At 44.1% G+C, this 17,915-nt stretch carries 21 protein-coding genes; 3 read left to right on the top strand and 18 right to left on the bottom strand.

Annotated elements, in window-relative coordinates; genetic code table 11:
- Nucleotides 1-323: 323 nt before the first annotated feature.
- The 4 genes from HMPREF0240_RS16685 to HMPREF0240_RS16670 all read right to left on the bottom strand — a co-directional run bounded on the left by HMPREF0240_RS16685 (nt 324) and on the right by HMPREF0240_RS16670 (nt 4,172).
- Nucleotides 324-890, bottom strand: a complete 567-nt coding sequence (locus HMPREF0240_RS16685; RefSeq protein WP_035313907.1) for an FHA domain-containing protein — start codon at nt 888-890, stop codon at nt 324-326.
- A 120-nt stretch (nt 891-1,010) separates the two neighbouring features.
- Nucleotides 1,011-1,814 (bottom strand): C-type lectin domain-containing protein, encoded by an 804-nt coding sequence (locus HMPREF0240_RS16680; protein ID WP_009004587.1) that lies wholly within the window; start codon nt 1,812-1,814, stop codon nt 1,011-1,013.
- 173 nt (nt 1,815-1,987) lie between these two features.
- The gene (locus HMPREF0240_RS16675) at nt 1,988-3,337 is read right to left on the bottom strand and encodes a glucose-6-phosphate isomerase (RefSeq protein ID WP_009004586.1); all 1,350 of its coding nucleotides are present in this window, start codon (nt 3,335-3,337) and stop codon (nt 1,988-1,990) included.
- 64 nt (nt 3,338-3,401) lie between these two features.
- On the bottom strand, nt 3,402-4,172 hold the full coding sequence (locus HMPREF0240_RS16670; protein WP_035313906.1) for a hypothetical protein: 771 nt from the start codon (nt 4,170-4,172) through the stop codon (nt 3,402-3,404).
- Between the two features lie 416 nt (nt 4,173-4,588).
- Between HMPREF0240_RS16670 and HMPREF0240_RS16665 the strand changes: the two genes are divergently transcribed.
- Nucleotides 4,589-4,831, top strand: coding sequence for a TIGR03905 family TSCPD domain-containing protein (locus HMPREF0240_RS16665; RefSeq protein WP_009004584.1), 243 nt, complete (start codon nt 4,589-4,591; stop codon nt 4,829-4,831).
- A 268-nt stretch (nt 4,832-5,099) separates the two neighbouring features.
- Here the strand turns inward: HMPREF0240_RS16665 and HMPREF0240_RS16660 are convergent, their stop codons facing one another.
- Nucleotides 5,100-5,603, bottom strand: coding sequence for a hypothetical protein (locus HMPREF0240_RS16660; RefSeq protein WP_009004583.1), 504 nt, complete (start codon nt 5,601-5,603; stop codon nt 5,100-5,102).
- Between the two features lie 65 nt (nt 5,604-5,668).
- Nucleotides 5,669-6,682 (bottom strand): DUF4367 domain-containing protein, encoded by a 1,014-nt coding sequence (locus HMPREF0240_RS16655; protein WP_050794562.1) that lies wholly within the window; start codon nt 6,680-6,682, stop codon nt 5,669-5,671.
- 295 nt (nt 6,683-6,977) lie between these two features.
- On the opposite strand from HMPREF0240_RS16655, the gene HMPREF0240_RS16650 reads away from it, so the two are divergent.
- Nucleotides 6,978-8,039, top strand: coding sequence for an undecaprenyldiphospho-muramoylpentapeptide beta-N-acetylglucosaminyltransferase (locus HMPREF0240_RS16650; RefSeq protein WP_009004581.1), 1,062 nt, complete (start codon nt 6,978-6,980; stop codon nt 8,037-8,039).
- A gap of 59 nt (nt 8,040-8,098) precedes the next feature.
- On the opposite strand, the gene HMPREF0240_RS16645 is transcribed toward HMPREF0240_RS16650, so the two are convergent.
- Together HMPREF0240_RS16645 and HMPREF0240_RS16640 are read right to left on the bottom strand one after the other, a co-directional pair.
- Entirely contained in the window at nt 8,099-8,644 is a 546-nt protein-coding gene (locus HMPREF0240_RS16645) for a sigma-70 family RNA polymerase sigma factor (protein WP_009004580.1), read from the bottom strand.
- A gap of 15 nt (nt 8,645-8,659) precedes the next feature.
- The gene (locus HMPREF0240_RS16640) at nt 8,660-9,067 is read right to left on the bottom strand and encodes an HIT family protein (protein WP_009004579.1); all 408 of its coding nucleotides are present in this window, start codon (nt 9,065-9,067) and stop codon (nt 8,660-8,662) included.
- A 178-nt stretch (nt 9,068-9,245) separates the two neighbouring features.
- On the opposite strand from HMPREF0240_RS16640, the gene HMPREF0240_RS16635 reads away from it, so the two are divergent.
- Nucleotides 9,246-9,977, top strand: a complete 732-nt coding sequence (locus HMPREF0240_RS16635; protein WP_009004578.1) for a HAMP domain-containing sensor histidine kinase — start codon at nt 9,246-9,248, stop codon at nt 9,975-9,977.
- Here HMPREF0240_RS16635 and HMPREF0240_RS16630 read toward each other — a convergent pair.
- From HMPREF0240_RS16630 to HMPREF0240_RS16585, 10 genes are all read right to left on the bottom strand, one after another.
- Entirely contained in the window at nt 9,961-10,566 is a 606-nt protein-coding gene (locus HMPREF0240_RS16630; protein ID WP_035313904.1) for a rhomboid family intramembrane serine protease, read from the bottom strand. The genes HMPREF0240_RS16635 and HMPREF0240_RS16630 overlap by 17 nt on opposite strands.
- A 37-nt stretch (nt 10,567-10,603) precedes the next feature.
- Entirely contained in the window at nt 10,604-11,389 is a 786-nt protein-coding gene (locus tag HMPREF0240_RS16625; RefSeq protein ID WP_009004576.1) for a DUF6382 domain-containing protein, read from the bottom strand.
- A gap of 6 nt (nt 11,390-11,395) precedes the next feature.
- Nucleotides 11,396-11,812 carry a TadE family protein gene (locus tag HMPREF0240_RS16620; protein WP_035313902.1) on the bottom strand — a complete coding sequence of 139 codons (417 nt, stop codon included), beginning with the start codon at nt 11,810-11,812 and terminating at the stop codon, nt 11,396-11,398.
- Between the two features lie 23 nt (nt 11,813-11,835).
- Entirely contained in the window at nt 11,836-12,261 is a 426-nt protein-coding gene (locus HMPREF0240_RS24720; RefSeq protein ID WP_035313900.1) for a hypothetical protein, read from the bottom strand.
- The gene (locus tag HMPREF0240_RS16610) at nt 12,249-13,046 is read right to left on the bottom strand and encodes a hypothetical protein (protein WP_009004573.1); all 798 of its coding nucleotides are present in this window, start codon (nt 13,044-13,046) and stop codon (nt 12,249-12,251) included. Before HMPREF0240_RS16610 ends, HMPREF0240_RS24720 begins: the two co-directional genes overlap by 13 nt.
- 107 nt (nt 13,047-13,153) lie before the next feature.
- On the bottom strand, nt 13,154-14,521 hold the full coding sequence (locus HMPREF0240_RS16605; protein WP_035313898.1) for a DUF5702 domain-containing protein: 1,368 nt from the start codon (nt 14,519-14,521) through the stop codon (nt 13,154-13,156).
- A gap of 1 nt (nt 14,522) precedes the next feature.
- Nucleotides 14,523-14,756 carry a Flp1 family type IVb pilin gene (locus HMPREF0240_RS16600; RefSeq protein WP_009004571.1) on the bottom strand — a complete coding sequence of 78 codons (234 nt, stop codon included), beginning with the start codon at nt 14,754-14,756 and terminating at the stop codon, nt 14,523-14,525.
- An 18-nt stretch (nt 14,757-14,774) separates the two neighbouring features.
- A complete protein-coding gene (locus HMPREF0240_RS16595) occupies nt 14,775-16,007 on the bottom strand; it encodes an immunoglobulin-like domain-containing protein (protein ID WP_009004570.1) in 1,233 nt (410 codons plus the stop codon).
- Between the two features lie 2 nt (nt 16,008-16,009).
- Nucleotides 16,010-16,759 carry a type II secretion system F family protein gene (locus HMPREF0240_RS16590; RefSeq protein ID WP_035313896.1) on the bottom strand — a complete coding sequence of 250 codons (750 nt, stop codon included), beginning with the start codon at nt 16,757-16,759 and terminating at the stop codon, nt 16,010-16,012.
- Nucleotides 16,716-17,909: a CpaF family protein gene (locus HMPREF0240_RS16585; RefSeq protein WP_035313894.1), complete on the bottom strand. Its 1,194-nt coding sequence runs from the start codon at nt 17,907-17,909 to the stop codon at nt 16,716-16,718. The genes HMPREF0240_RS16590 and HMPREF0240_RS16585 overlap by 44 nt, the downstream gene beginning before the upstream one ends.
- Between the last annotated feature and the right edge of the window lie 6 nt (nt 17,910-17,915).

Raw genomic sequence — 17,915 nt, 5'->3', positions numbered from 1 at the left:
ATGTGTGGGTAGGGCCTCCCAAGGGTAAGGCACTAATCTTTCATTCCACAACCTCTTGATTTACAACTTCGGTTATACGTTTACCTTTCGGGCTTTGGTTTGATGTGCAACCTTACCCACCTCATCGCCTTATCAAGTTTCTGTTCGTAGGCTCGTGAACTTTGCTATGCGCTTCCTTCATCCACATCATTACTGATGCCAACTTGCGCTCCGCTACACTTGGCGGTAAATACCCGTGACTAGACTTTCACTAGCTAGATTAGTGCCATGCCTGGCACACACATAAAAAAGGACGGTGCACTGCCGGCACCGCCTGTTTAAAACTAATTCGTTTCACGGAGAATCTTAACCACTTCAAGATCAGTCTCTCCCAATGATATCAGATCTTCTTTCTGAATTACAATCGGTTTCAGAACCTTTTTCCCATTCAGGAATGTATAATTTTTAGAGCCCTCATCCCTGAGATATAATTTGTCTTTACTCCGCACAATTGCACAGTGGACCTTGGAAATCTTCCTGTCCTCAGGCAGGGAAAGGAATTCCTCAAAAGCGACATCCTTTGTCGTTCTTCCGATTCCAATGCTGTCATAAAAGACATAGCTGTAGCGATCTCCCGTATCCGGATTCTCCAAAATGATCTTCCAGCGTCTTTTTTTGCCCGCCGGAGCAGCCTTCGGTGCCGGGGCAGGAGCCTGCTTTCTCTTTTTTACCGGCGGCCTGTCGTCATAATCATCATCATCGTAATAATCTTCTTCATCACTTTGTCCGCCATAAGCCTCATCAAGCTCATAATGTTTATATTCTTTTTTCTCTTTTACTATGGTCACTACAGTAACAATTATAGTGATTGCTATCAAAGCCGCTAAAACTATCAGAATAATCCAGTACATATGTATATCCACTCCTTCAAGAGTTTATACTACTATATTTTTACCTTCGAAGCAAGTTAATACGACATTTTTTATCGTCTCAACCTGAAATAACTCCTTTTTTGCCCCTTTGCACTGAGATTATTCGTATTCACAGATATATCCAAGGCTTCCTGAATATGCCGGTTCCGCTGCCAGCATATCATCCGGCACATCATTCCACACAAACCGCTTTTCGCCGTCATAGAAAAATAAATCCATATACATCTCTTCCAGGCTGCCATCCTTAAAACTCGGTTCCCCGTTTTTCCATTCATCGGCACACCAGCTGTCATCCGAATTCAGTTTTTCGCCAAACAGCCTGTTGTCCTGATTTACCCAGTAATAATCCTTAGAATTGCTGTCTCTTCTTCCCCCTATTTTGAAAAAGACATTCGTCATCCCTGATTTGCTGATTTCTTTTCTGATATACTCATACTCTTCTGAGCTGTTGATTCTTGCAAGATAACCCCCTCTGTTTATGCATTCCTGGAATGCCTCTGTCCAGGTACAGTCACTTTTTATATACTCATATCTGTGGATCGCCGTATCATCGGCTGATGCAGATGAGTCATAGGTGCTTACGCTTTCATCTGGATTATCCTGAGAACTGTCCTTTGAACTGCCGTTTCCGCCTGCCTGGTCCTGGGACTTGTCCCCTGCATTATCCTTTGGACTGTCTTTCGTCCCGTCATCTTTATCGCCGTCCTTCTTTCCATCGCCCTTTTGAGTCACCGAGTTCTTATCCTGCTCCTCTTTCCCTGCGGCATCGTCCGATGTCACCTTCTGGCTGTTCTGCACCTTTTTTCCGGTCACAATCCCCAGCCCGATTCCTGCACCAAATACCACGATAACTCCAATAATAACAATTGCCAGTATCTTCCCATTGCGTCTTGGTTTTCTCATCCTGTAATTCCTCCCATTTCTCGAAATAAAAAATATTTTGCAGAGATAAAAAAATTATAGAAAAGACAGAAGCCTCTGATTCTGAGGCCTCTGTCTGCTAGAACTTCCTACAATCTATCCGTATCCTGCGCCTGCACGTCCTTTGCCGCAACAGATCCCGCAGTGATACTATTTTATAATCTCTTTAATAACTCTTCTCTTTCTTTTTCATACCCTGGTTTGCCCAGAAGTGCGAACATATTTTTCTTATAGCTTTCCACGCCTGGCTGGTTAAATGGATTCACGCCGAGTAAATATCCACTAACGCCGCATGCAAACTCGAAGAAATAAAACAGCTGTCCAAGATAGAACTCATCTTGTTTTGGAACTGTCACCATCAGATTCGGTACATTGCCGTCTGTATGGGCGAGAATTGTTCCGTTCATTGCACTTTTATTAATAAAATCTACGGTCTTGCCTGACAGATAATTCAGTCCGTCCAGGTCAACCGGCTCTTCATTGATAATCAGCTCTTCTCTGGACGTCTCCACATTCAGAACTGTCTCGAATAAAATTCTGTTTCCATCCTGGATGAACTGGCCCATGGAGTGCAGATCGGTCGTTAAGTCTACTGATGCCGGGAAGATGCCCCGCTGGTCTTTACCTTCGCTCTCTCCATATAACTGTTTCCACCATTCGGATACATAGTGCAGGCTTGGCTCATAATTAGCCAGAACCTCTATTGCTTTGCCCTTTCTCAGCAGAATATTGCGGACTGCCGCATACTGCAGGGCTCCATTTTCTTTAAAATCGTTCTCCAGGGCTTCTTTTCTTCCCGCCTGTGCACCTTCCATCAACTTCTCGATGTCAGCACCGCTCACTGCGATTGGCAGAAGACCTACAGCCGTCAGTACGGAGAAACGTCCTCCTACATCGTCCGGCACTACAAAGCTTTCGTAACCTTCCTCTGTAGCGAGGTTCTTCAAAGCTCCTCTGGCTTTGTCGGTCGTAGCATATATCCTCTTTGCTGCTCCCTCTTTTCCATATTTATTTTCCAAAATCTCTTTAAATACACGGAAGGCAATGGCTGGCTCTGTAGTAGTTCCTGACTTGGAAATCATGTTGACGGAAAAATCTCTGTCTCCCACTACGTCGATCAGATCTTTCAGGTATGTACTGCTGATACTGTTACCTACGTAGTAAATCTCCGGAGACTTTCTGACCTCTTTGGAAACCACATTGGCAAATGAATGTCCGAGGAAGTCAATTGCGGCTCTTGCTCCCAGATAAGAGCCGCCGATTCCGATTACCAACAATACCTCAGAATCGCTGCGAATCTGCTCTGCCGCTTTCTGGATCCGTGCAAATTCTTCTTTATCATAATCAACCGGAAGGTCGATCCATCCAAGGAAATCATTTCCCGCACCTGTCTTTGCAACAAGCTTGTCCTTTGCCTGGGCTGCCAGTTCGCTCATATATTCCATCTCATGTTCCTGAATAAAACTACTTGCTTTTGAATAATCAAATGTAACTTTGTTAGCCATTGTTTACCCTTCCTCTCTAATATCGTCTTTTACAAGCTAATTCTACCAAATAAGCCCATCTTAATCAAGCTAAAAACTCCTCTAAAATTTGGCGAATTGCTTCTTCTTTTAGTGCAGGCTGCTCATCGTCCTCCTCCATCTTTTCTTTTACTGTACGGCGGATAACCTGTCTCGCCGCTTCCCCTTTTTCTACTCTGCGGGGTTCACCCTCTATATTAATCGACAGCTCCTGTTCATCCCGCTGCGCTGCCGCTCTGGCTGCTCCCGCATTTTCGGGGCTGATAACATCTATATTCTCCTTCTCGGTCTGTTTCACCTTTTTATAACGGTGAGCGCAGACATTTTCAAGGTAATCAACCATATAATTCTTTGCTGCTTTTACTTTATAAGATTCATCGGACAGCTGGCTGATCACAAACAGTGCTATCATTTCCGCTGCCCCTACTGCAATATACTGGTACATCGTCTCACACAGCCCATGTGCCATATAGTGTCCGAGCGCTCCCAGCGCCGCCAGGATTCCGGAAAACCAGATACTCTGTATCTCCAGCTGCCTCCATGTATGTACTTTAAAAAGAAATCCCCGGTATTCATATATGTACTTCTCCACAAATGCTCCTACGTTGTCTACCTTATCGTGTATCATACATGCGTGCTCATATTTGGCCCGCACGAGTTTCATCAGTTTGTGTGTGCTCTTTGGCATATTGCCTGACGCCTTTACCAGACGGCGAAGGGTGATCTGGTTCACAATCTTGGCCAGTACCCCAATGACACCCACCGCAATCATTAAATAGAAAATTACGTTTGTGTCGGCTGCTACATTTTTAAACATAATAAGACCTCCTGTTTTTATGGTTGTGCCACAACTACCATTTTTTGGTGTGAGCCTATTATAGCCCAACTTTCCCCCGGATGCCGCAAAAACCGTTCTACATAATTCGTCATTTCAGGGTGTTTTTAAGAAAATGCAGGAATATCTCCGGGTTAAGAAACATAGAATTAAAGTACAGCCTCAATCCTTTAATTTAACACATCATTTATCTTCGTAATTCATTCTCTGCCTTAAGAAAACTCCTGTCATTTTATCGTAGAATAGCTCGAAAATTGGCAGACGAAAATATACTGGAAATATATTCTTTATTTTGTTATAATTTTCTTGTCTGTTAAATGAGATGAAATACGGCCGCACAATACGCCAAAGCGCACTGTAGACCGGCAAGACAATTATAATACACAGGAGGTTCAAACATGCAGTATAAAACAAAAGGCGTCTGTTCCCAAATGATCAACTTCGATATCGAAGACAATAAGGTAAAGAACGTAGAATTCATCGGAGGATGTAACGGCAATCAGCAGGGCATTGCCCGCCTGATCGAAGGCATGGACGTAGACGAGGCCATCTCCAGGATAGAAGGCATCCGCTGCGGTTTTAAAAGCACATCCTGCCCAGATCAGCTCGCACTTGCATTAAAAAAAGCAACCGGAAGATAATCCGATTGCTTTTTTATTCCCAGGACATGTGCTACGGGATGTCCCTTTGATATATGAATTTCCATGAACCCCTTATAATATAAATAACTACTTTGAGCAATTGAAGCAACTGCCATGCGTTGCGCATAAAAAAATTTGTGGTGTTTTCTCGGTACAGGTCTTTTCTATAATCAAATTACTTGTTAATAGTTTCTCCTGTATGCGATACACTTGGCAGTTGCTTCAATTGCTCAAAGTAAGTGGGGTGAGACTATGGGTGTAGTTGAGGTTAGTTTATGTAGATTCCATCAGTGAATGAAGTAGCCTCATCATAAGGTTGCTCAGCCTTCATGCCTGCGACATGGTCAGCATGCACACGATAATAATAGCCTCTCTCTACCATAAGCATTTTCGATGTGCTTACATAGTAAGTATCATGATCCTCTACCTGCCAAAAATCTATCTGATCCCAAGCCTTGTCCGTTTCGTTATATTGATCAACATAAAGAACTGTTGATATATAATCTACTGTATGATTTCCTGTTGTAGACGCATACACATAGATTCTACCTACACCAGATTTTGTAATGGAACATTCACCATCCATCATATGAGTTCCCCTCGTTACTACCCCTGAATGAGTAGTACCTTTGGAATATTCATCCATAGTCAAATAAGAACCATCTACTTGAATTGCCGCATTCTCTGATGCTGTTACATTTACATTAATAACTGTTGTCATTCCAAGTAATATTGCGAAAGCTAAAATTGTTGAAATTATTCTTTTTTTCATAATTTACCTCTTTTGTAGTATGTACTCTTCTGTTAAGTAAACAACTAATTCTAAAAAAACTTACGTTATTTATCAAAATAAATTAAATTTTGTAATATTTTTTCTAATTCATCTTTTTCTAAGATCCCCTTTAATTGATAATGAATCCCTCCGTAATCAAAACTAGCTATATATCTAGGGCTACCATATTTATCAACTTCATAGGCTTCTACACTTATTTCTTGTACTTCATTATTCACCTTAAAGGTATCCAATAAACTATCTAAACTTTTTTGACCTAAAGACGAATCTGAATCATTTAAATAGACTGTATATCTTATTATTTCATCGCCATAGTCATAAAACAGTTGTGCCTGCTGTTGTTCTTCATCTATTTTGGCACTTTTTATTCTCATTCCTTTAGGCTTATATCCTAATCTTACTGAAGATATTCCTAACTTTTGACCTATTTCCTTATAGATGTTTATTTCCATGCCATCTTCAGTCTCTTGTTTTTCCATATCTTCAACATTTAAAACTTCTACTTTCTCATCTCCTATAATTTGTTCCCATAGTTCTTTCAAATATGACTTACTCCCCACGCTAGTCACACTCGTTCCCACCACCAAAACAAGCACTGCCACAAATGCAATAGCAAACCTCCTTCCACGCGGCATACGGAAAACGCCAGTTTTCCCACCTCTGTTTTTCTTCCCTTCTTTCTTCTCACTGTTGAGATGTTTATGGTACTCTGTATTAACTTCAAACAGTGTTGCTTCATCCTCTTTCTTTTTCATCATCTCCCTTCCGAGGCGCAGAGCTTCTCTGTCTTCTTCTGAAAGGAAACTTTCCGGTTTATCTTTTGTACTTACATTAAAATTTGGAGTATGTTCCTCCACAATCTTTACCATATTATCTTCAGTGCTGTGTTTTTGTTCATTTTTCTTCTCATATGCCTGGATCTTTGCCAGAAGCGCTGCTTCCATCCTGTCAGATACTTTAATATCTTTAAGTTCAGGATTGTCCGCAATTTCCTTTTCAACCCTTAGGGCCTCATTTTCCACTTCTTCCTGCAGTGATAATTTTTCGTTTTGATTCATGCTTATTCCCCTTATTTTGGCTACTACTTTTTCTTGACTTTTTACTAAATAAGTTTAATATAAAATTATATGTGTTTTATCGGTTATATGCAAGTATAACTTTTATTTTTTTAAGCATAATATGAACATTTCAGTACCTGTTCAGTACAGTACTGTGCATTTACTGCATAGTCCGTGTGAAGACATTGAACATACGATAGCAAGTCCCATCACCAAAAGTGATTTTCGCGGGCTTGCGGCGTGTCTCTTCATGTTTCTGAACAGATACACATTTCAAATCTGGAGGTTTTTCGTTATGAAAAGAATCATACTCACCGGCGGCGGAACTGCCGGGCATGTCACCCCCAATATTGCACTGATTCCCCGACTGAGGGAACTGGGTTACGATATCCAATACATAGGTTCTTACAAGGGGATCGAAAAAGAACTCATTGAGCCTTTTGGAATCCCCTACCATGGTATTTCTTCCGGAAAGCTTCGGCGCTATTTCAGCGTTCAGAACTTTACAGATCCTTTTCGTGTAATCAAAGGATTTGGGGAGGCACATTCCATTATTAAGGAACTGAAACCTGATGTTATCTTTTCCAAGGGTGGTTTTGTATCTGTTCCCGTTGTACTGGCAGGTAAGCGCTGCAAGGTTCCCACCATTATCCATGAATCTGATATGACGCCGGGACTTGCCAACAAGCTTGCCATACCGTCAGCAACCAAAGTATGCTGTAATTTTCCGGAGACACTTGAGTCTCTCCCTTCGGAAAAGTCGATCCTTACCGGTTCCCCAATCCGGCAGGAGTTACTGTCCGGCAACAAAATCGCTGCCCTGGATCTTTGCGGCTTCGCGGCGGATAAGCCCGTCATCCTTGTTATCGGAGGAAGCCTTGGCTCAGTAGCTGTCAACAATGCAGTACGCCTTGCTCTGCCTGAGCTTCTGGAACATTTCCAGATTGTTCACCTCTGTGGCAAGGGTAAAGTGGATAATTCCCTTAACGGCCTGAGAGGCTACGCGCAGTTCGAATATATCAAGAATGAACTCCGGGATATATTCGCGCTGGCAGATATTGTGATTTCTAGGGCCGGTGCAAATGCAATCTGCGAGCTGCTCGCCCTTCGAAAACCGAATCTTCTGATTCCGCTTTCAGCAAATGCCAGCCGCGGAGACCAGATTTTAAATGCCCGTTCTTTTGAACGGCAGGGCTTCAGTATGGTCCTTGAAGAAGAGGAACTTACGAAAGAGTCACTCCTCGATGCTGTCCGGAGCCTTTATGATAACCGCAGTTCTTATATGGACGCAATGCGGGATTCCAGACAGCAGGATTCCATTGATACTATTATTGGGCTTGTAGAAGAAATAAGCTAAAACGAATGTCAAATTGCAACATAATCAGGAAAACAGGTGGCGAAAAGACACCTGTTTTCTTATACTCGGTTCAATTCATCATACTCAACACCAAATACTTTCTTAATCCAGCTTTTGGCTCTGTGCAATACGCTATGCAGTACTTCAATACGAACTCCCATTTCTTCAGCAACTTTCGCCTGTGGTATCTCCAGATAATATACCAGCGTAATCGCCTCGTACCATCTTGGATTTTTCTCAAGCAGTGCCTCGAATATACGTCCGTGAAGTTCAGAACGGTCAAAATCTTTCATCTCTTCCAAAAACGTCTCCTCAGCGCTCTCCATCGTTTCCTGAATGAAGCTTTCATCTGTAATCTCTTCTCCAAGTATCTCCCGGCTTGCTTTCTTTTTATAATTCAATGCATAATTCTTAGCAGTAGTATACAGCCATGATTTAATATTGCTGTGATTCATATCATTATAATAAATATATAATTGGAGAAACGTACTTTGAGTAATATCCTCTGCCACATCGTAATTGCCCGAATATGTATATGCTGCTTTTAAAACGAGATTCTTATAATCTTCGTAAATCTCATCAAATTCTTGATTCTCAGTCAACATTCTTATCCCCGGCTATTAATTCACTTTTCTTAATATTTCTTCTTTGTCCTCATCTGAAAGTTCGCCCATCTTCCAGCCCAATCCAACTTTATCGCCCTTGTATCTAGGAATCATATGCATATGGAAATGAAATACAGTCTGTCCGGCCGCTTCCTCATTGTTCTGCACAATGTTATAACCATCACAACCTAACACGTCTTTGAGCTTAAGCACCATCGTCTTAGCCAGTACTATTGCTTTGGCTGCGAGTTCATCATCCAGATCATACAAATTGCGGTAATGTTCCTTTGGGATAATAAGAGCATGTCCTTTGGACGCAGGGCTCAAATCTAAAATCACACGGAAGTCATCGTCTTCATATAGCGTTGCGGATGGGATATCACCCGCCGCCAGCTTACAAAAAATGCAATTTTCCTCTTTCATAGCTTTTCCTCATTTCTTCTTTATAAATATTTTAATGTTAGTATATCCCATTTTTAACAAAATGAGAAGCTCTTTTGTCAGCATTATTCTGTCGAAACTTGTCAATCTGATTTTGTTGAACACAGACAACCATCGTGCTAGACTACAATTATAACGTACTATAAGGAGGGCAAAAAATATGTTACATAATGTTGACATCAATAAAATGAATACACTCATGGAGGAAAACCATGATGCAAAACAGATTATCAGTCAGCTTTTAGACAATCATCATGAAACGGTGTCCGCAATTGCTCATGAGATACGAAATCCGCTGACGCTTGTTTCCTCATCCTTGCAGGTTATGGAAATCCAGCATCCAGAAGTACGTGATTTTCCACACTGGCGTCAGACTATCGACGATGTAGAATTCATGTGTCAGCTATTAAACGAGCTTTCTACATTTAACAATGGTGATACACTGCACTATTCCGTATTTTCTATCGAACGGCTTCTCAAGAACATTGCCGTTTCCTTTGCAATTTCTCTGGACAGCGAAGATTCTGATATTGAATTCACATCCTCTATTCCTACCGGTCTGGGCGATTATACAGGTGATAAAGTCAAGCTGGAAGAAGTCTTTTTAAATCTGCTCCGAAATGCCAAGGAATCCATTACAGGTGAAGGCCGCATTCATTTCTCGGCCAGCCGTCATGAAGACTCTCTGACAATTCAATGTCAGGATACCGGATGCGGTATTACAGAAGAAATCATCGATTACATCTTTGAGCCATTTAAGACTTACAAGGAAGGCGGGACAGGCCTTGGACTTTCCCTGTCCAAACGAATCATTGATTCCCACGGCGGTTCCATATCGGTTGACTCTAAAGTGGACGAAGGTTCAACGTTTACCATCATACTTCCAATCTAGTTGCTCCTTTTGGTCTGCGGTAAAGAACCGCTGCCATCACAAATCCGCAGACAAGTCCGCCTATGTGGGCTGCGTTATCCACCCCTGAGCTTGTAAAGCCAAAATACAGGCTCAGGACCACCATGAACAAAAGTCCTCGGTTTGTCAGTCGCCCCACTCTTCCATGATTCTTCAGGACAACACACAACAGCGCACCCATAAGCCCGAATATAGCCCCTGAAGCTCCTGCCGATACTACCATCTTATCCGTGCTCATATTCATCCACAGCGAAAGCATGTTACCGCCCAGTCCCGATATAAAGTAAATAATCAGAAACTTAATCCTTCCGGTCTCCAGTTCCAGATTCCAGCCAAGAGCTCCCAGCAATACCATATTATTCAGCAGGTGTTCAATGCCAAAATGCAGAAACAGGCTGGTAAACATCCGGTAATACTGATGCCCTTCTACAACATAGGGTTCGTACATTGCTCCATGTTCCAGCATAAACAGAGAATCCTCTGTGGCTCCCAAAACAGAGAGCACCAAAAATACTCCTATATTTATCACAATCAATGCGGTCGTACAAGCTGCTTTTTGATTCCTGTCCAAGTTAACTCTCCTTTTCATGTCTTGCTGTTCTTCTATATTATAATAGTTCCTCGCCCTCCTGTCCATCAGTTTCAAGAATCAGATCCTTCCAGCTGCCCCACCTAGCCTTTTTTAATCTGTCTGCCGTCTTCTTCCAGGGCTTCCAGCGTCCTCCCATCTCCCGTATTGTCTCTACATCAGCTACAGGCTCATACGCCTCTTCCTCAAGAGAAAACAGATGCTCCTGCGGAAGCCGGGTTTCACTTTCGCGGACCACCTCACTTTTCAGCTCTGTACCGTGTCTTTTTTCTTCATGCAGACGATAGTCATCCATGATTTTCTCAAGGTCATAATTCTCCTGCAGAGTCGCTTTATGAAGCTCATATGACAGCATAATTCCTTCAGTATCTTCATAATCCAGTTTCCGCACAAAATATTCCGTTATAACATGAAATGCCTCGCAGAGAGATTTTTTCCGTCCCGGGAGGTAACAGAAAAACCATGTTTCCTCTCCATAAAACATAAATTCCGGATAGAGTAAAAGCCCGTCCGGGTTAAGCATAAATCGCCGAAGAGCCTTTACCACTTCCATCAGCCGGTTTACAAAGCACAGCATATCCTCCTTTTTAATTGATGCCGCCTCATATACAGACTTCATGGACATCAGTCCTGTCACAATATAACTGTATCTGCTCTTTCCATCCATACCGCACCCTGATATCTCAAGCAGGCCGGGAATTTTATTTTCCCTGAGCATATGTATCTGATAATTCTCCTCATATAAACGGGGGATATCTATGTGCAGGCTTACCCTGTTCAATTCTTTTTCATAACCTGTTTTCATAAACCGCTATTCCTCCTGTTCTGTCAGAGACTCCAATAATCTCTTTTTTCTTATTTTTTTCTCCGGTTCCGGTATCTTGGTTTTTTGTACGGCCTGTACACGCATCCTGCCCTTGCCGGCCCGTGCAGTAATGCTGACCCACTTGTCATCCAGATCAACTTCTACTCCGGTCAGCTTCAGCCAGATCAGTTTTCCCGCTGCGCGTTCCCTGTAAAAACTTTGCAGATCCGGCACTTCCTGTCCCTGTTGCCGCTCAGTCTGAGCCGCCAGTACCGCCGTTTCCGCTGCTGCACCCAACAGGATATTTTTATCATGGTAATAAAACACGATATATATAGTAAAAAGAATCATAAAAATTATAAGGGGAAGTATATATGCCATCTCAACGGTCACACTCCCTTTCAGCGTTTTTTTCATCTGCATTATCCCATCTTCCTCCAGCCGTTCTATCCCGCACATATCCATACAAAATAGGATACCAGCAAAAACGGGATAAATGGATATCCCGCCTTTCTGTCAAAACCTCTGTATACCAGAAAAACAACCGCAAACAACGCCGACAATATAAAGGCGCCAGCCAGTATTCCAAGCAGGTTCCAGATTCCCAGATATATCCCCATAATCAGAATCAGCAGACTGTCTCCGTACCCAATTCCCTCTTTTGTCACTTTGCTCACTCCTAAAAACACTACACCCAGAATCGCTCCTGACAATGCAGGAAAGTCCAAAGCTCCCTCCTGGCAGATGCGGACTGCGGCAGCCGCTGCGCCTCCTGCTCCAAGAAACCAAAGGGGAACCCTTTTAATCCATATATCCATAATTGACAAGATACATAAATATACACCACACCAAACTCTTCCTACTTCGAACATCTGCTGCATCCTCCTCTCACTCCCACTTCTGATTTTTTCACCGCATGTATGGTCCTTTTTAGTCCGCTGCAGCTTAATGAATTGTGATACTTTCCGCCTGTGCTGGTAATATATACTCCGGCAAAGGCATCTCCATGAACACATTTATCGCATTTATGATACCGTCCTCCGTCCTCGTTGCGGATTCCTGAAAGTTCAGAGTACGGAACAAACCTTACGGACAGCTGCAGATAGGTGCACTGATAATCCTCATGGTAAACCAGAGCTGTATCCGTGATGTATACAATCTGCTCATCATCGGAATTCCCGTCTCTTTTCGAATACCCCGTCCATGCCTTTACTTTCATTTCTTCGCTGAATTTTGCCGTAAGATTCGCAAATTTGGGAAATGGCAGCCTTACAGAATATCCTACAGAGACGTGTATTTCCCCTGTAATAAGAGACATATACGTCCTGCTGCAGTTTAGGCCCAAACTGCCCCCGGCCAGAATACTCCGGTCCAGCCGGTCTGCTCCCGCCGCTTCTATCATATCCTGCCTGAATTTTACGATGTTCACGACGGGCAGCATAACCGTATCTTCTGCCGCCGTTTTTGCAGCGCTCTGTGCAGCACTGCGGATACATGTCCTCACCGATTGTATCTCCAGCATATATATAAGGCTTAGTACGGCGAATAAAAATATCGGAATCGCCAGCGCCGCCTCTACTGTAACACTTGCTTTTGAACCCAATGCAGATGCCCCTTCTTTGTTCGAGTTGGATGGGTGTTCATTTGATTGTGTCATCGCAGTTTTTCCTTTCTTAATATTTTTTTATTTGGGATGTATCTCCCCGCCGGAAGGGATGCGCCGGCAGGATTAGAAGAAAGGGCATCTGCATTGGGTTCAATATTTTATTCATATCCGAAATATAACGGGAACTGGTAATTCAGCCCCTCACGTATGACTGCCCTGTTCTGCACTCTTAGCCTTACAGTGCAGGAATCTATGCAAAAAGATGTATTTCCTTTTTCTGATCTCATGTTTTGTTCCACCCGGTCCAGAGCCTTCATAACAAGAGTATCTTCATCTTTTAGAAACAAAAGAATTCTCAGATAGTCCGTATAGGTAAGCCCACCATCTGCATCTGCTCCCTCCTGTATGTCTTCCCCCGTTCCCAGTGTCATAAGAGAAGATAGCGAAAGCTGCCAGTTGGTACTGTTTTTTATCAGCGCAGCCTTTTTTCCTGACAGTAAAGAGCGCAGGTCCATCATACTCTCTCCAAACGCCCAGGCCGCAAGCAGTGCCTGCTTTACGATTCCTGAAACTGCGGGGAGCGCCGCAAGTGTTGACAGGCTCAATGCCAGAGCCTCTGCCTCCGCCTGTTTTGCAGAATCGGTCTGCAGATAAAGATAATTAATTCCAAGCCTCATTCCCAACAGCTTTTTCACTACAGCCTCCAGATTCTCACAATCTGATGACCGCCCTGAAAGCATATATTCCAGCTCATAGGAAAGATTGCGGTTCTCACCTTTACCAGAAACTGCACTCCCGAACTTTTTAATCAGATACTCATGGAACAGCAGACGTTCTTCAATACCATCCATCCCCTGTCTTATATAAAAACTCCCTCTGCCGGATCGCAGATTCCTTCCACTGGCCTGCTCCCCCGGAGCAATCTGTCTGTCTGATATCTGGTAATCCTGAGGCAGCACAAGCTGAAGTATACCCGATGTTTTTAATTCGGCTATATGAGGCAGGGGATTCTCCTCATCGGGCAGGGGATTCTCACTGTCCGCCAGAATTTCTTCCAACTCGGTATTTATCTTCGAATCCTGCCTGTCTGCCTCCTCTCCCTGTATTTCCTGTTCCTCCCATAAGCCTGTCCGCCCCGCCAGTTCACGCACTGCTGCAATCCCGTATGCCTGTTCCATAAATTCAAGCGCCTGCTCTTTAAATGCACTTCCGTTTCTGTCTGTAAGATACTGAATTCCCTGGATATCATGTTCCATGCCGCCTGTACCGTAATAATGCATACGGTCTGTCAGATTTTTTTCTTCATAAGAACCCGTACCGTAACTTCCATCAATCGCCAGAATCTCATATTCTTCCAGCAAATCTCTGCTATATTCTCCAAATATGGAAAAGACGGCCCGGTCGGCATCCAGCCGCTTCTGATTTTTGCTCACCTGGATAACCGTACTTTCCAGAAGCGCTGCGATAAATGAAATAAGCAGAACAAAAATAAGGCTCAGAAACGCTGTTATTTCACCGCGCTTCACTTTATATCCCCGAACTTTCACTTGTAATCTTTTCAAAAATAGAGTTCACAAGGCTGATAAGCTGTGTCTTAAATATCAGAACCAGGGCTATGATTACCACTAAAATTAAAATCAGTTCGACAACTGACAGCCCCCCAGAATCACACAAAACTGCTTTTACCATGATCACTTTCTGTCTAATCGCCGTTATTCCTGTACGTAAATGAACTTTTACTATCTGTCCAATTTTTTTCATCTGTTTCCTCCTTTCAGATCAGATCTGTATACTGAAAAATGCCGGGACTACAATAATAATCAGCACTACGGCCAACATAAGGAACATCGGCCCCAACAACTTTGTCCCGGCCTCCTCCCCCAGCTTTCTGGCCTGCTTTTTTCTGTCCTCAAACGCATCCGCCGCCTCTTTCCTGAGCAGTTCATTGAGCCCTCTGCCGCCTTTCCGCAGGTTTTGAGACAGAAGCGCACCAAATCTGCGGTATGCCGGCAGCCCGCATCTGCTGCCAAATCTCTCATAACATTCTCCCTCCGAGACACCGCCCTGGATCTCGTGCATCGTGTAGGACATCTCCTCATATGCAATCCGTGGACCTTTTCTGTCCCGCCTCTTTTCATACTCCTCCGCCATCTTGAACCATGCCCTGCGCACGCTCATTCCTGCACCTAAAAACAGAGTAAACTGGCTGATAAGCTGGGGATAGTCTGCGGCCAGCTGCTTTTTCCGGTCAGCCAGCACCTGTTTGTGTTTCTGCCTGTCCAGAAAAAATACAGCTCCCGCCGCCACAATGCCCAGAACAAACAGGCCCGCTGCACGGGACTCTGCCGGATATTTCCATACGATTTTACTTCCGTCCAGGCTGTCCGGCAGAACCAGATATTCTTCTTCAGCAGTATCCTTTTCCGCGGTCTGCAATACATTCCGTAATTTCTGCATCTTCTGCTCTTTTTCACTCAGCTCCGGAGGAAATACATTTACACAGAAGGTATGCACGGCTTCCTCCCCGCCATACGAAAGAACCGCATGCAGTTCAACCAGTGTTCCTTCCTCCTGCAGATGTTCGGTCTGTAATTCGCCCAGCAGATTGACAATCTCGTAATTATCCGACTCCCAGGACACCCTGATTCCCGTATCAGGCACCTGATCCACCAGATTCAGGTCATGCCTGACTTCGTCCAGACTTACGTTATCTCCCAGTATGGCCTTTTCCAGACTTTCACCGGCTTCTTCAAAGACCTCCGGCAGTTTCTCTTTCTGATACTGCTGTTCATCTACCTGTATGGACAGCGGCTCCCTGTCCCCATCTATCTGAGCCTCCAGTTCCACTTTTTTACTCCCCTCACCATGTGTACCGCGGATGAGCACACTTTTTCCCTCTGCATTTTTTTCCGGCATCCGCCTGTTGTCTGCAAAAAGTACAAGAAGTGATACTGCACTTGCCGATAAAAACACGATACCCATTCTTCCGTATACCGAACTCCACTTATTCATCTCTATACCTCAATCTCCACCAGCTTTTCTCCCATCCGGTAAGCAGCCGCATATATCCCCAGACATACCGTCATCAGTGCGGCCCCTGCCAGGTTCCCGTAAAGCACCTGCATAAATTCAGGAAATGCCAGTCGCATATAAAAGAGAATGCCAAACGGTATGATGCACATTACCTTAAACTCCAGTTTTTTGGAAGCCAGAAGTGTCTGAATCTCTTTTTCAGCCTCGATCTTATCGCTGATATCCCGCACAGCACTTCTCAGAATAGAGATGCTGTCCCCGCCGGTTCTCTTTGCCGCAGAAAATACAATCACAAAATTCTCTACATCCTCCTGGCTGACTCTGTCTGCCAGCTCACTCATGACCTGTTCCACGGGCTGGTTAATATCCAGCTGATGGATCATCCTTTCAAATTCCTTCCGTATTCTGCTGTCCCGTCTGAACAGCGGCTTCAGGTCCCGGGCTGTCTCACGCACTGCATTCTCCACCGAATACCCTATATTCAATGCAGAAGCCATAGTCTGAATACTGACCCGAAACTGTTCTCGAAACTCCTGTTCTTTCTCCCGACACACTCTTGCTTTCCATAAAATAAGATAGATATATAATGCGGGAATAAACACCAGCGCCGCGATCCATGAATCATAAAACAGATATGCGGTCATACCCAACAGCATAATTCCTTTTACAAAAGCTTTGAGATAATCCTCATAACGTATATCCTGCTGCCAGCAGTTTTTCTCTGTTAGCAAGCTCTTCCACTTTCACAAGCCTTCCCTTAACTTTGCCATCCTCTGATCCCTCCTCCTCGTATTCATAAAGTGTCTGTATCTGTACAGCACCATCTTCATATCCAAGCACTTCTGCTATCTCCATTACTTTCCTGCTCTTGTCCCTCAGCCGCCCCAGGTGGATGATGATATCAATGGCGGAAGCCACCTGCCGCTGGATAGCGGTAAAAGGCATATCAATCCCCATCATCATCATGGTCTCCAGCCTGTGCAGCATATCCACCGGATTATTTGCATGGCCAGTGGACATAGAACCGCTGTGTCCGTTCAGCATGGCGGAGGAAATCATGTCTACAGTTTCCTCACCTCTGACCTCCCCGACCAGAATTCTGTCCGGCCGCATTCTCAGCGCTGACTTAATCAGATCCCGTATGGTCACCGCCCCTGCTCCCTCCAGATTGGCATTCCTGGCTTCCAGCCTGACCAGATTGGGGACCCCTTTTATCTGCAGTTCCGCATTATCCTCAATGGTAATCAGCCGTTCATCCTTTGGTATATAATCAGACAGCGCATTCAGTATCGTCGTTTTCCCGGATCCCGTCCCACCGCTGACAAAGATATTATATCTGGAGCACACCAGGAGCTTTAAAAACTCTGCGGCTTCACTGCTGATACTTCCCCAGGCAATCAACTGCTCCATTGTCACCTGCTCCTTTGGAAACTTCCGGATGGTCATAATAGGGCCGTTGAGTGCCACGGGCTTTAATACTACATTTACCCGGGAGCCATCCTCCAGCCTGGCATCTACAATGGGAGAGGCTTCATTTACATACCGGTTCGTTCCTGCCACAATCTGCTGGATTACATCCTCCAGTTTCCCAGGGGAAAGGAAATGCCTGTCCGATTCGTATATCCGCCCCTCTTTTTCCAGAAAGATATGCTCCGTCCCGTTGATCATAATCTCGGTAACATCTTCATCCTCAATCAGATCCTGAAGGATGTCCAGCTTTCTGAATGCATTGAACAGTTCTCTGCTCAGGCGTATCTTTTCCTGTAATGGGATATAGCTCTCGCCCCCTGCCTCATTGAGCACGGAATGTATAAGCTCCTGCAGTTCTTCATCCTCCATCTCACGGCCCATATCCATCTCACGCAGCACTCTGTCATACATCTGTTC

The organism is Clostridium sp. D5, assembly GCF_000190355.1.
GTDB classification, from domain to species: Bacteria; Bacillota; Clostridia; order Lachnospirales; family Lachnospiraceae; genus Faecalicatena; species Faecalicatena fissicatena_A.
Note: the sequence above shows the minus strand (reverse complement) of the source record. Positions and strands in the feature narration are given on the sequence as shown.